At 66.4% G+C, this 14396-nt stretch carries 6 protein-coding genes; 5 read left to right on the forward strand and 1 reads right to left on the reverse strand.

Going from position 1 to position 14396, the window contains the following annotated elements; genetic code table 11:
- The first annotated feature begins 182 nt into the window (after nt 1–182).
- Together CYJ22_RS07145 and CYJ22_RS07150 are read left to right on the forward strand one after the other, a co-directional pair.
- Entirely contained in the window at nt 183–4097 is a 3915-nt protein-coding gene (locus CYJ22_RS07145; protein ID WP_101602126.1) for a S8 family serine peptidase, read from the forward strand.
- A 445-nt stretch (nt 4098–4542) separates the two neighbouring features.
- Nucleotides 4543–8490 carry a S8 family serine peptidase gene (locus CYJ22_RS07150; protein ID WP_101602127.1) on the forward strand — a complete coding sequence of 1316 codons (3948 nt, stop codon included), beginning with the start codon at nt 4543–4545 and terminating at the stop codon, nt 8488–8490.
- Between the two features lie 422 nt (nt 8491–8912).
- On the opposite strand, the gene CYJ22_RS07155 is transcribed toward CYJ22_RS07150, so the two are convergent.
- Nucleotides 8913–10853 (reverse strand): solute carrier family 23 protein, encoded by a 1941-nt coding sequence (locus CYJ22_RS07155; protein ID WP_101602128.1) that lies wholly within the window; start codon nt 10851–10853, stop codon nt 8913–8915.
- Between the two features lie 166 nt (nt 10854–11019).
- Between CYJ22_RS07155 and CYJ22_RS07160 the strand changes: the two genes are divergently transcribed.
- The 3 genes from CYJ22_RS07160 (at nt 11020) to araA (ending at nt 14363) form a co-directional block, all read left to right on the forward strand.
- Nucleotides 11020–12033, forward strand: a complete 1014-nt coding sequence (locus CYJ22_RS07160; RefSeq protein ID WP_007590251.1) for a LacI family DNA-binding transcriptional regulator — start codon at nt 11020–11022, stop codon at nt 12031–12033.
- A gap of 88 nt (nt 12034–12121) precedes the next feature.
- Nucleotides 12122–12835, forward strand: a complete 714-nt coding sequence (locus tag CYJ22_RS07165; protein ID WP_101602129.1) for an L-ribulose-5-phosphate 4-epimerase — start codon at nt 12122–12124, stop codon at nt 12833–12835.
- 19 nt (nt 12836–12854) lie between these two features.
- Complete coding sequence (gene araA, locus CYJ22_RS07170; protein WP_101602130.1) at nt 12855–14363, forward strand: L-arabinose isomerase; 1509 nt, start codon at nt 12855–12857, stop codon at nt 14361–14363.
- The last annotated feature ends 33 nt before the right edge of the window (nt 14364–14396 follow it).

Consider the following 14396-nt stretch of genomic DNA (forward strand, 5'->3'; position numbering starts at 1 on the left):
AGGACTACCCATGCGTCGCGCCCGCCCCACCCGGACATCCCGGGGGAGCGGGCGCGCTCGCAAGGCGACGCGAGGCGCGGCCACACGCTGCGCCCGCCCTATCGCACGCCACAGGGATGTGGCGCGCGATCACTCACCCTCATGCAGCTCAACACTTTATGTGTGAAGAAAGCGAGCAGACAATGTTTCACTACCGACGCGCAGCGCTGACGCTCATAGCGGCCGGCGCCCTCGCGCTCACCACGATCGGCGTGCCCGCAGCCTTTGCGGAAGACGCCGACGCCAGCCAGGCCTCGTCGCCCCAGCAGGGCACGAACGACTCCCCGGCGACGATCATCGTCCAGCTCGAGGCGGGCGACGCCGGGGCCGACCATACCGCGTACTACGCGCAGATGAAGAAGCGCATCGGCGAGGCCGTAGCAGCGGCCAGCCCTGGCGCGACCATCTCCGACGTGCGCGACTACCACCACGCCTTCGAGGGCTTTGCGATCCAGGCGCCCGCCTCGACGCTTGGTGCCATCAAGGCGACGGCCGGCGTCAGGGGCGCCTTCCTCGACGGCAGCCACACGTTTGCCACGGATGACGAGATCTCCGGAGGCTACCGCGCCGTCGCCGGGGGCGACGAGTCGGATGCAGCCACCGGTGCCGCTGCCCAGATGATGCGGGCCAACGCTCTCGCCCAGAAGGGTCAGGGCCAGGTCATCGAGCTCATCGACAGCGGCATCGACACCTCGCACCAGGCCTTCGCCGGCGACATGGACGCCGCGTCCCTGCGCTACACGCAGGACTCGGCGGCCTCTGTTGCCTCGCAGCTGGGCGCCGGCAAGGGTGGCGTCTGGGTGAGCCCCAAGATCCCCTTCGCCTACGACTACGGTGACGGGGACACGGATGTGCTGGCCACGGAATCTGGCGGCGATGAAGCACGCAGAGCGAATTACCAGGGCACGCACGTCGCAGCGCTCGCGGCCGCCAACGGCGGACACTTCTCGGGGGCAGCGCCTCAGGCTCAGCTCATCGTCGCGAAGGTGACGAAGGATCCGGGCAACAGCACGAGCGACGTCAACCTCCTGGCCGCCCTCGACGACGCTATGGTTCTCAAGCCCGACGTCGTCTCGGTCTCCTTCTCCAAGACCGAAGGAATGACGAACGACGCCGAGGCCCTCTACTCCCACGTCTACGAGGCTCTCGGTGCGCAGGGCGCCACCGTCTACGCGCTAGCCGGAGACATTGAGCGCTACGGGCGGGCCGACGACCCCGACAACGGCGCGCTCGGCTTCCCCGCCGCCTTCTCCTCGACCCTCGCCGTGGCCTCGGTCAACGAGCAGGAGATCATGGGTGCTCTCACCTTCGGTGATCGCCTGATCGGGTACCGGCCCCTGGGTCGCATGAACAAGGGAGATGGCCCCGGGTTCGGCACTCTCGCCGAGGGCACGTACCGCGTTGTCTACGCTGGAAACGGCTCGAGCGAGGACCTGACCAAGCACCTCGGATCGGACTACGGGGACCTGTCGCGCACGATCCTCCTCGAGGAGCTGGGAGGCTACGACTCACGGGGTAACTCGGTGGAGGTCAAGCACAAGATCAAGGCCCTCAAGTCCCTCACCAGCAAGCCCGCCGGCGTTCTGCTCGGGCACTGGTACGACACTGAGACCCCCGTCAAGTGGTCGGTCGATCGTTGGTTCAACCTACCGATGGCGACTATCACGACCTCGGACCGCAACCGCCTCTACGACGCGATCAAGGCCTCGGAGAGCGGATCGATCGAGGTCGGGGTTTCCGCCTCCACGATCCTGACCGTGCCCGAGGGCATCCACGCCTCCGATTTCTCCTCCACGGGCGTGACCCCCGACCTGAAGCTCAAGCCCGAGGTCGCCGCCCCCGGCGGCGCGGTCATGTCCGCGACCCCCGGAAACTACTACGATCGGCTGTCCGGCACTGCCGAGGCCTCGGGGCAGGCCAGCGCGGTCGCTACCCTCGTGCGTCAGCGCGTCGCCTCCGACCCGGACTTCGCGGGCATGTCCGCAGCCGAGAAGAACGCGGTCGTGACGAACCTCCTGATGGGCACCGCCCGCCCGATCGTGGATGCGGAACAGAACAATGGCACCTACTATTCGCCGCGCCGAGTGGGAGCGGGCCTCATCGACGCGCTGGGGGCCACGACCTCGTCCGTGTTCCCGAGCGTCGTGGGTGTCGATAACCCGTCGCGCCCTAAGGCCGACCTGGGTGACGGAACCTCCGGGTGGACCTTCCAGGTGACCCTGACGAATGTCTCCGACACCGCACGCACCTACACGCTGGGCGGGCAGGCGCTGTCCGAAAAGGTCGAGAACATGCTGTTTGCGCGCCACTCGACGAACTGGGCGGGGCAGGGCATCGACCTGACCTTCTCGTCGGACTTGGTGACCGTGCCTGCCAAGGGCACCGCGACTGTGACCGTCACCGTGACCCCGCGCTCCGCCTTCGCCTCGTACGCAGCGGAGAACGCGCCCAAGGGCACGTTCATCGACGGCGCCGTCACCTTCACGAGTACCGATGGGGCTCCGAACCTCACCGTTCCCTACGTGGGCTTCTACGGCTCCTGGGGTGCGCCCGCGATCTTCGATCTGGTCACCCCCGACAACCACATCAGCGGCTACGGGTCGACGTTCATGAGTGGGCGGCTGCCCTTTGGCCAGCAGAGCCCCTTCGACGTCGAGGACGAGAGGATGATCAACGGGGTCAACCCCGACCTCCTCGTCATCTCGCGCTCCACGGACGAGGATGCCCGCACTGCCGTCACCCCGGGCACGGTGCTGCTGCGCTCCGTCCCCTCGCTGACCTACACCTTCACCAACGAGGCCGGGGAGACGATCCGTTCTTTCACCTGCGGGCGCGCGGATCGGTCCATCTACGACGTGCACACGCGCTCGCCGCGCACCGTCGAGGACTCTGTTCCGGGCTGTGACCCGTGGTTTGATGGCTACGCTCCCGACGGCAGTGAGCTGCCGGATGGGCGCTACACGCTGACAATCGAGGCCTCGACCTACGGTCCGTCACCCGCGACCCAGACCATCAGCTACAGCGTCATCCTGGACACGAAGGCTCCCGTTATCTCCAACGTGACGGTGTCGGGTGAGGGCAAGGATCGCGTCCTGTCCTTCGACGTCACCGACTCCTCGGCCATCGCCGGCGTCGGCTTCTCGGCCACCGAGGACGGCAAGGTCGTCGAGCGTGGCGCCGAGGTCTACCCGACTGGGCGCAGCGAGGACGGTCTGGTCCATATCCACTTCGACGTGCCTCTGAAGGACGCGCTGGCGAGCATCGGCGGTGACCCGTCGACGATCTACCTGCACGTGTGGGACTGGCCGGTCAACGGGGCAACGGCGCCGGTCGCCCTCAAGCCGATCCCCATGATGTCGCTCGCGTTGTCGCGCGAGTCCGCCACGCTCGGCGTGGGGGATACCCTCACGCTGAGCGCCACCCACGAGCCCACGGACGCGAACGTGACCGGCGTCGTCTGGTCCTCCTCGGACGAGGCAGTGGCCACCGTGAGCGCGACCGGCGAGGTCAGGGCGGTCGGCGCGGGCGATGCGACGATTACCGTTGCTGACCCGACGCAGCCGAGCGTGTCCGCCAGCGCCACCGTCCACGTCAGTGCCCCCACGCCCACCCCCAAGGCCGGTACCTGGAAGCGGGATGGCCGCGGCTGGTGGTACCGCTACGAGGACGGCACCTACCCCGCCGATGCGACGCTGGCGATCGACGGGGCGACGTACCGCTTCGACGCGCGCGGCTACATGCGCACCGGCTGGGTCTTTGACCAGGGCAACTGGTACTACCACGGGGCATTGGGCGCCCAGGCGAGCGGCTGGGTCCTCGACGGCATCTCCTGGTACTACCTGGATCCGGTGACGGGCGTCATGGCGACCGGCTGGGTGAAGGATGGCGACACCTGGTACTACCTGAACCCCAGCACCGGCAAGATGGTGACGGGGTGGCTCAAGGACGGTGGTGCCTGGTACTACCTGAAGACCGGAAGCGGCGCGATGGCCACGGGCCGTCTGCGCATCTTCTGGACGTGGTACACCTTCTCCGAGACGGGACAGCTGATCAGCTAGCTTGCCCCTGAGGCTGACCGTCCAGGCCCGCACACCCTGCTACATGTGGGATGTGCGGGCCTGACGTCTGTCAAAGGAGGCAGGCGCCAAAATTCCCAGGGTTTTTTCAGGTTGTCTTGTCGTTGTCGCAAGGTTCGCTGTTTACACTGAATGTCATCACAAGGGAATACGGCACGGACCATGAGGGTCCGGGACATGCCGACGAGACTTTTTCGAGGAGCCTTCTGGGAAAACTTGCACTGTGTTGATGGGATAAGCCGAGGGGCCGACCGCAAGGTCGGCCCCTCGGCTTATATTCAGGCATGCACAAAATGTCAGTGCGTGGACACTGAGCCATCTATCGGACATGCATACTGCACAACTGGAAGAACTTACGCATAATGGGACGGCGCGTCAGACGGACGCGCTTTTGATCGTCACTCGTCGATACGTAAGTGAGCCATTGATGTCCCATCACTCCACCCCGGCACTCGCGCTCGCCGCAGCCCTAGCCCTGACCGGCGTGAGCGTCCCGGCGCTCGCAGCGAGCCCCCAGCCGGGCGGTGTCCTCCCCGCCAACCCCACCCACGCCTCGTCGAAGGACGCGCAGTCGGGGACGCGAGTCGAGGACGCACTGCTGTCCATCCGCCAGGCCGAGGCCGGGGGAGTGACCCTGCCCGACGCCTCGTCCGCGCAGGAGGCGGCCGACGACACCCCGACGACGATCATCGTCCAGCTGGAGGGTGGAACAGCCGGTGGCTCCACGCAGGTCAGGCGCGACGATGTGAAAGCCGGCATCGCCTCCGCTGTCGCGGGAGTCGTTCCCGGCGCACAGGTCACGACCGTGCGCGAGTACACCAACGCTTTCGTCGGCTTCGCCGTCGAGGCGCCCGGCTCCGCTCTCTCCGCGATTCAGAAGGTCGAGGGCGTCAAGACCGCCTTCATCGAGGGCGTCCACAAGCCGATGGAGACTGAGGAGCAGGGGAGCGGTGCACCCGTCCTCAAGAACGCCTCGTCCCTGGCGATGACGCGTGCGAACGAGGTCGCCCTCAAGGGCGATCGTCAGGTCATCGAAGTCATTGACTCCGGCCTGCAGACCGACCACGACGCCTTCGCCGGCTCGATGGACGGCGTCAACGTGCGCATGAGCCAGGCCGACGTGCAGGCCTTCGCGGGCAAGCTCCCCCACGGCGGAGCCGGCACGTACGTCAACAGCAAGATCCCCTTCGCCTACGACTACGCGGACAACGATGCCGACGTCGTCCCCCATTCCGAAAAGGACCTGTCCCACGGCACGCACGTCACCGCGATCGCGGCCGCCAACGCGGACGTCCTGCAGGGCACTGCGCCTCACGCGCAGATCGTCGTCGCCAAGGTCGCCTCGGACGAGGACGGCTCGATGCCCGACAGTGCGCTGCTCGCAGCCCTCGATGACGCGCTCATCATCAAGCCCGACGTCATCAACCTGTCCCTGGGCGATGACTCCGGCATGAGCAGTGACGCGGGCAGCGTCTTCGCTGGTGTGTACGAGAAGCTCGCCGCCGCTGGCATTACCGTCAACGCGGCGGGTGGCAACGCCTTCTCCAACGCCTACGGCAACAACTCCGGCCAGAATAAGCCGTTCGCGACCGACCCCGACACGGGTACGCTCGGCGAACCCGCCTCCTACAAGTCCACCCTGGCTGTTGCCTCCGTCGACAACCAGGAGGCCCTGTCATACGTGAGCCTGGGCGATCGTAAGATTGCCTACCGTACCGCCCTCAACGGCCAGGGCGAGGCCGTGGGCGGTCTGCGCGACATCGCTGAGAAGACTTACCGCATCGTCGACGCCGGCGCTGGCGGCACCGACCGGCTCGAGCAGTACGCGGGCGCCGACCTCTCAGGCGTGATCGTCCTTGAGGACAAGGGTGGTACGGACTCCCGCGACGGCTCGGCCATGACCGAGGAGCTCAAGGCGCGCAACCTGACGGCTCTCTCGCCTGCACCCGCGGCCCTCATGGTCGCCGACACGGACGAGGCCGGCACGCCCTATCAGGCGATCCTCGGCTCGACCACGTCGATGCCGACGGTGACCATCACCAAGCGTGACGGCGAGGCGATCCGCGAGGCCCTGGCTAGCGCCAACGGAACCGACGTCACCGTGACCGTCACGCACTCCGGCATCGTGCTGGCCTCGAACAACCCGACGGCCTCGGAGTTTTCGGCGTGGGGCGTGGCTCCCGACCTGACCCTCAAGCCTGAGATCGCTGCCCCCGGCGGCGACATCATGTCGGCCTACCTCGGCAACGAGTATCAGCGCTTGTCGGGCACCTCGATGGCATCCCCGCAGGTCGCGGGTATTAGTGCCCTCGTGCGCGAGCGCCTCGCGAGCGATCCCGCCTTCTCCGGAATGAGTGCCGAGCAGAAGAACGCGGTCGTCACCAACCTCCTCATGGGCACCGCGCACCCGCTCATCGACGTTGAGCTGGGCGACGGCACCTACTACTCGCCGCGCAGGGTCGGCGCGGGCGCTGTCGACGCGCTCGCAGCGACCACCGCGACCGTCTACCCGACCGTCGTCGGCGCCGCCGATCCCTCCCGACCCAAAGCTGACCTCGGCGACGGGACGAAGGGGTGGACCTTCCAGGTGCAGCTGACCAACCTCTCCGACGCTGCCCACACCTACACCCTCGGCGGTCAGGCGCTCTCCGAGATGGTCGAGGAGGGCCTCTTCCTCGAGCACTCGCAGAACTGGGCGGGCGCGGGTATCTCGCTGACCTTCTCCGGTGACGGCGTGGCCGAGGCCGGGGACGCCCAGCAGATCACGGTCCCCGCTAAGTCGAACGCCACCGTGACCGTCACCGTGACCCCCGAGTCCGAGTTCGCGGCCTTTGCCTCGGAGAACGCCCCCAAGGGAACCTTTATCGACGGCGCCGTGACCTTCACAAGCGAGGACGGGACCCCGAGCCTGACCGTGCCCTACCTGGGCTTCTACGGCTTGTGGGGAGCCCCGAACGTCTTCGATGGCAAGTGGTCGGATAACGAGACGACGCCCGTGCACGTCTACCGCTCGGCTCTGGTCAACGCCCACTCCTCCATCCCGCTGGGAGCGCTGAACCCGCTGTCGGACAAGCAGGACTCGAACCTGGTCACCGCGATCAACACGCAGCGCCTCATCACCTCGCGCGCCAAGTGGGCGGGAGCCCCCGACAAGATCGCACCGTTGACCGGCATGCTGCGCTCCGTCCCGTCGATGACTCTCACCTACCGGAACTCCGCGGGGGAGTCCGTGCGTTCCTACACGATCAACCGCGTGCGCAAGTCCCTCTACGACCTCGAGACCGGCTGGACGAAGCCGGGCGAGTTCGCCGGTGAGGAACCCTTCTTCGACGGCTACGACCAGTCCGGCAATGAGCTGCCCGACGGCGCCTACACGCTGACGATCGAGGCTGCGACGGACGGTCCGTCCTCGCAGAAGCACCAGATGAGCTACGAGTTCACGCTGGACACGCAGGCCCCGGTCATCTCCAACCTGACGGTGAGCGGCGAGGGCGACGCCCGCACGGTGTCTTTCGACGTCACCGACGCTTCCCCCGTGGCCGGCATCGACTTCCACGAGGACGCCGACGGCACGTGGTACTACCGCAAGCTCGTCGAGGACGACGGTGAGGTCCTGGCCGACGGCACGCACCGCTACCACTTCGACGTGCCCGTCTCGGAGCTGAAGGCCGCCTGGGCGCAGCAGGGACGCACAGACGAGGCCCCGGTGACCCCGTACCTCTTCGCCTGGGACTGGGGCGTGAACCCCGCCAAGCAGGAGGTGCGCCTCCAGGGCGATCCGGCGCCCGCTCCGACCCCGGCACCTGAGCCGACTCCGGCTCCGAGCGTGGATCCGACCCCGGCTCCCGAGCCGACCCCGGCGCCCGCCCCGCAGGGTGGCCAGTGGATCAGCGATTCGGTCGGCTGGTGGTACCGCTACGCGGATGGCACCTATCCGGCTGGCCAGACGGTGCAGATCGGTAACTCGATCTACCGGTTCGGTGTGGATGGGTACATGCGTACCGGTTGGGTGAGTGAGGCTGGTTCGTGGTTCTATCATGACGCTTCGGGTGCCCAGGCGAGTGGCTGGGTGAAGGATGGCTCTTCCTGGTACTACCTGGATCTGGCGACGGGGCGAATGGTCACCGGTTGGCTGCTTGATGGTCCGACCTGGTACTACCTGACGCCCGGTAGTGGCGCGATGGCGACCGGTTGGGTCAAGGACGGCTCGTCCTGGTACTTCATGCACTCCAGCGGCGCGTTGACGACCGGCTGGCTGAAGGATGGCGGCTTCTGGTACTACCTGAGTACCGACTCGGGTGCCATGTACACGGGAGGTCACTGGATCGGCTGGAAGTGGTACTACTTCGCCGAGAACGGCCAGTGGAACGGCTGAGGCCTAACGCGACACGCTGAACGTGCGTGATGGGGTGTGCGCCCCCGGGGAACCGGGGGCGCACACTCGTCTTATGATCAGTCAATTATCTGCGGGGTTAAAATCCCAGGATTTTCTCAGCGCACCTTGTCGTTGTCGCAAGGTTGGGCTCCTACAGTAGGTGTCATCACAAGGGAATACGGCACGGGCCATACGGGCCCGAGCAACGCCGACGAGACATCATCGAGGAGCCTTCTGGGACAACTTGCACTGTGTTGATGGGATACGCCGAGGGGCCGACCGCCAGGTCGGCCCCTCGGCGTATCTGCACCCGGAGTGACTCGTGAGGGAACCGTCACGGCTGAGGCATGAAAAAGCCGGGGCGCGTCAGGCATATCGCCCGACGCGCCCCGGCCTCGTTGTTACGAGACGCTGAGCGCTACTCAGAGGCGCTCAAAGCCAGCGTCCCACGCGGCGCGCATGGGGTTGGCGTCGGCGACCAGCTGATCGAAACGCAGGTCGGCGATGTCGATGACCTCGCCGAGCGCGAAGCGTGCCTCGCGAGCGGGGGAGTGCTCGACGCGGCGCCAGCCCGAGGACAGCAGGTGCTTGCGATCCACCACGTTGTCCACGCAGATGACCAGCGGGCGACCAAACTTCTCATGGTAGGCGGCAGCCAGGGCGCGCAGCTCTTCGGCCTCCTCGGGGGTCACGTCGCCCACCGACAGGGACGAGGTATCCGAGCTGGCCTGCTCGTCGCCCGCGCCGTCGAGGATCAGGGAGACGACGTCCGTGTAGGACGCGATGAGCTCCTCGGCCTCCTCGGGGCTGGCCGCCAGGACTGCGTCCTCGAAGGAGGAACGCAGCTCGGAGACGGAGGCGAAGGGGCGAGACTCCCAGGCGCGCTCGACCGGCCACGTGTGCGAGGAGAACATCGAGGAGAAGGTCGCGACGAACTGGTCGCGATCCATCGCGTTGACGTCGTCCAGGTTGATCTTCTTTCCGTCGACCACGGCCACGTCCGGCGAGGCCTGGCGTCCGATGTGGAAGAACAGGATGTTGAGGATGATCGCCGTCAGCGAGCCGATGGTCACGCCGGAGCCGAAGATGATCTGCAGCCAGGAGGGCATAGCCGAGAGGATGTCCGCTCTTCTGAAGGTGACGAGGAGTGCCAGGCCGATCGACGTGGAGACGATGACGGCGTTGCGGTTGTCGCGCAGATCGACCTTCGCCAGGGTCTGGATGCCGACGACGGCGACGTTGGCGAACATCGCCAGGGAAGCGCCGCCGATGACGGGGGAGGGGATGGCTGCGACGATGGCCGCAGCCTTGGGCAGCAGGCCCAGGATGATCATGAAGACGCCCGCCGCGGTGACGACCCAGCGGGACTTCACGCGGGTGAGGCGCACAAGGCCGACGTTCTGCGCGAAGCAGGTGTAGGGGAAGGAGTTAAGGACGCCGCCCAGCAGGGTGGACAGGCCGTCGGCGCGCAGGGCGTTGGCGATGTCGCGCGGGGCGATGCGCTTGCCCACGACCTCGCCGGTGGCGAAGACGTCGCCCGTGGTCTCCACTGCGGTCACGGCCATGACGATGATCATGGCGATGATGGCGGTGATGGAGAACTGGGGGAGCCCGAAGAAGAAGGGGTGGGTGACGGCCACCCAACTGGCCTTTCCGACGCCTGTGAAATTGGTCTTGCCCATCGCGAAGGCGACGCCCGTCATAATGACGAGGCCGAGGAGGACTGAGAGCGTTCCCATGAAGCCCTTGAAGAGGCGTTGAATGAGGACGATGACGATGATGGTGCCGATGGCGTAGCCGAGTGATTCGAACGTGAGCGCGGCCTTCGTGTCTGCCGGTGCATTGTCAGTCCACCTCAAAATGTCGTCGGCAGAGACGGACAGCAGGGTCGTGCCCATGACCGTCAGGAGCGTGCCCGTGACGACCGGTGGGAAAAAGCGAAGGAACTTCGCGAAGACGGGCGCGACTAGGAAGACGAGGAGGCCGACGGCGATGATGGAGCCGTACATGGTGGCTAGGCCGGTCTTCGGGTCGGCACCGGGTGGCGTAGCCGCCGCACCGATCGCAATGAGGGGGGAGACTGCGGTGAAGGTGACGCCCTGGATGAGGGGGAGCTTCACGCCGATGAAGCGGCCGATGCCGGCCGACTGGATGATGGTGGCGATGCCGCAGGTGAGCAGGTCTGCGTTGATGAGGTGAATGAGAGTTTCATCGTCGAGTCCAAGCTGTTTGACGATGACGAGCGGGACGACCACGGCGCCCGCGTAAAACGCGAGGACGTGCTGAATGCCCAGAATGGTGAGTTTCCCAAAGGGAGGGACTTGATCGACGGGGTGGGGAGCGGACGAGGGGCTTGATGCCATCTGTGTCTCCTGGACCTTTATCCAAGTTGTGTTAGGGACGCCTCTATTCTCTGTGATCAGCATGATTGTTTTACGAGTTATTTAAAAAGTGTGGCGAGTTCTATGTCGTGGGCTCTTGTCGTTTACGATGTGAGCACAGCGTGACGCATGCGGGAGGGAGGCCGGTATGACGCGCAATGGTCGTCCTCCGTCGATGGCGGACGTGGCCGAATTGGTCGGAGTCTCGCATCAGACGGTGTCTCGCGTTGTGAACGGCAAGGGGCGCGTATCGCCTCGGACGCGCGAGCGCGTGCAGGCAGCGATCGAGCAGCTGGGTTACCGCCCGAACTCCGTGGCCCGTGCACTGGTGACCGCCCGCTCGGGCATTATCGGCCTCGTGACCACGACCTCGGCTCACTTCGGTCCCTCCTCGATGCTTGTCGCCCTGGAGGTCGCCGCCCGCGAGTCCGGGCTCTTCACGTCGGTCGTGGCCCTCGATCGTTTTGGTGCTGACGATGTGGCCAGCGCCTTCGATCACTTCTCCTCCCTGGCCGCCGAGGCGATCGTTGTCATCGCGCCGGTGGACTCCCTCGCCGAGGCCGTGGCTTCCCAGGGTGCGTCCGTGCCGGTGGTCGCGGTCTCCGGTGGGCGCACGTTCGGTCGCGGAGTGTCGGTCGTTCACGCGGATCAGCGTGGAGGTGCGCGTGCGCTCGCGGAGCACCTCATGTCGCTGGGGCATCAAGACATTGCGTGTGTGGCGGGTCCTCAGGAGTGGTTCGAGGCGCGCGAGCGCGTGGCCGGGTGGCGCGAGGCAATGGATGAGGCAGGCCTGTCGAAGCGTGCGCCGCTCGTTGGCTCGTGGGAGGCGCGCTGGGGGTATGTCGCCGGACAGGCCCTTGTCGAGGATGGCCTGCCTGACGCCGTCATGTGCGCGAACGATGAGGTCGCTGTCGGCCTTCTTCGTGCGTTCACCGAGGCCGGGGTGAGCGTTCCGGGTGACGTGTCGGTGGCGGGTTTCGACGACGTGCCAATGGCAGCCTACGCGGGGCCGGGGCTGACGACGGTGCGCCAGGATTTTGCGGACCTTGGGCGCTGCGCGCTTGAGGCGGTCAGCCGCGCGCTCGACGGTGAAGCGGTGGATACGTTCGTGCGTCCAACACGCCTCGTCGTGCGCGGTTCGACGGGAGTAAGTACTCGTTAGAGGATCTTTTCGTAGTCGTGCTTGCCTTGTGCGCGGGTGAATGTTAACGTTAACCCAACCGCTCATCGGTGCTCAGTGAGGAGTACGAATGGATCACCGAAACCCCGACACATGGACCCCCGAGTTCGCGCGCGAGATCGAGCGCGTTCGTGAATACGTCGCCACCCTGCATGCCGACCTGCCACGCTGGGGCCTCGTCGTCTGGACGGCAGGAAACGTCTCCCAGCGCGTGCGCGGCGAGGCCGAGGATGGCAGCCAGGACCTCCTCGTCATCAAGCCCTCGGGCGTGTCCTACGATGACCTGAGCCCCGAGGCGATGGTCGTGTGCGACCTCGACGGAAACCTCGTGCTGGGGGAGGGATCTCCCTCCTCGGACACCGCCGCACATGCCTACGTCTATCGCCACATGAGCGAGGTGGGCGGCGTCGTGCACACGCACTCAACCTACGCCACCGCCTGGGCCGCGCGCGGAGAGGAGATTCCCTGCGTCCTGACCATGATGGGCGACGAGTTTGGCGGTCCCGTCCCCGTTGGTCCCTTCGCTCTCATCGGCGACGACTCGATCGGGCGCGGCATCGTCGATACCCTGCGCGAATCGCGCTCGCCGGCTGTCCTCATGCGCAACCACGGCCCCTTCACGATCGGGCGCGACGCACGTGCTGCCGTCAAGGCCGCCGTCATGGTCGAGGAGGTCGCCAAGACCGTGCACGTTGCGCGGGCGGGCGGGCCTCTTGTTTCCATCGAACAGCATCACATCGACTCCCTCTACGATCGCTACCAAAACGTCTACGGACAGCACTGACATCAAAGGAGATTTCACCGTGACCAGTTTCTACGAGGGCCGCGAGGTCTGGTTCGTCACCGGCAGCCAGGACCTGTACGGCGAGGAAACGCTGGCGCAGGTCGCCGAGCAGTCCCGCGAGGTTGTGCGCCTGCTCAACGAATCTAACCTGCTTCCCGCGCCGATCGTGTGGAAGCCCGTCCTGAAGGACTCCGACGCTATCAAGCGTGCGATGCTCGAGGCCAGCGCGGACGACCGCGTCCTTGGCGTCATCTCCTGGATGCACACGTTCAGCCCCGCGAAGATGTGGATCCGAGGCCTCGAGGTCCTGCGCAAGCCCCTGCTGCACCTGGCGACCCAGGCCAATGTCGAGATCCCCTGGGACAGCATCGACATGGACTTCATGAACCTGAACCAGGCGGCGCACGGTGACCGTGAATACGCCTACATCCTCACGCGCCTGGGCCTGGCTCGCGCTACGGTCGTCGGTCATGCCTCGCAGGAGAACACCCGTCGCCGCGTCGCCAACTGGGTGCGCGCGGCCGGCGGCTTCGCGGCGACCAACGAGCTGCGCGTCGTGCGCTTCGGTGACAACATGCGCAACGTGGCCGTCACGGAGGGAGACAAGACCGAGGCCGAGCGTCGCCTCGGCGTCTCGGTGAACACATGGTCGGTCAACGACCTTGTCGCCGTCGTTGATGCCGTGGATGAGGAAGCCATCGATGCCCTCGTGGCCGAATACTGCGAGCGCTACGAGGTGGCCCCCGAGCTGACCCCGGGTGGGGATCGCGCGGAATCGCTGCGCTACGCCGCCCGTGAGGAGATCGCGCTGCGCGCCTTCCTTGAGGAGCGCGGGGCGATGGCCTTCACGACCAACTTCGAAGACCTCGGCGGGCTTCGTCAGCTCCCCGGCCTGGCCGTGCAGCGCCTGACCGAGGCCGGCTACGGCTTCAGTGCCGAGGGGGACTGGAAGACCGCGGTCCTTGTGCGCGCCGCGAAGGTCATGGGGGAGGGGCTGCCCGGCGGTGCTTCGCTCATGGAGGACTACACCTACAACCTCGTTGAGGGCCAGGAGATGATCCTGGGCGCTCACATGCTCGAGGTGTGCCCCTCGCTGACGAATGCCCGCCCGCGCATCGAGATCCATCCCCTGGGCATCGGGGACCGCGAGGATCCCGTGCGCATGGTCTTCGACGCGGCTCCGGGACGCGGCGTCGTCGTCGCGATGTCCGACATGCGCGACCGCTTCCGCCTCACCGCGAACATTGTCAATGTCATCGAGCCTCCCCAGCCGATGCCCAAGCTCCCCGTCGCTCGCGCGATGTGGATCCCCGAGCCTGACTTCTACACCTCCGTCGAGGCGTGGCTGACGGCTGGCGGCGCGCACCACACGTGCATGTCGACGCAGATTGAGCCCGAGGTGTGGGAAGACTTCGCGGCGCTGGCGCGCATGGAGCTCGTCGTCATCGACGAGTCGACGACGCGACGCGACTTCGCCTCGGGTGTGCGCTGGAACCAGGCGTACCACCGCCTCGCCGAGGGGCTGTAAAACTCAGTGACCTCGGGAGTGTGAAGCGTTCGT

This window comes from Schaalia odontolytica (assembly GCF_002847525.1).
Classification (GTDB): domain Bacteria; phylum Actinomycetota; class Actinomycetes; order Actinomycetales; family Actinomycetaceae; genus Pauljensenia; species Pauljensenia odontolytica_B.

Bases quoted from the DNA above. Each gene is read 5' to 3' on its own strand.
- CYJ22_RS07160 (WP_007590251.1), top strand. From the start codon at position 11,020: ATGACGCGCAATGGTCGTCCTCCGTCGATGGCGGACGTGGCCGAATTG.
- CYJ22_RS07165 (WP_101602129.1), top strand. From the start codon at position 12,122: ATGGATCACCGAAACCCCGACACATGGACCCCCGAGTTCGCGCGCGAG.
- CYJ22_RS07145 (WP_101602126.1), top strand. From the start codon at position 183: ATGTTTCACTACCGACGCGCAGCGCTGACGCTCATAGCGGCCGGCGCC.
- CYJ22_RS07150 (WP_101602127.1), top strand. From the start codon at position 4,543: ATGTCCCATCACTCCACCCCGGCACTCGCGCTCGCCGCAGCCCTAGCC.
- CYJ22_RS07155 (WP_101602128.1), bottom strand. From the start codon at position 10,853: ATGGCATCAAGCCCCTCGTCCGCTCCCCACCCCGTCGATCAAGTCCCT.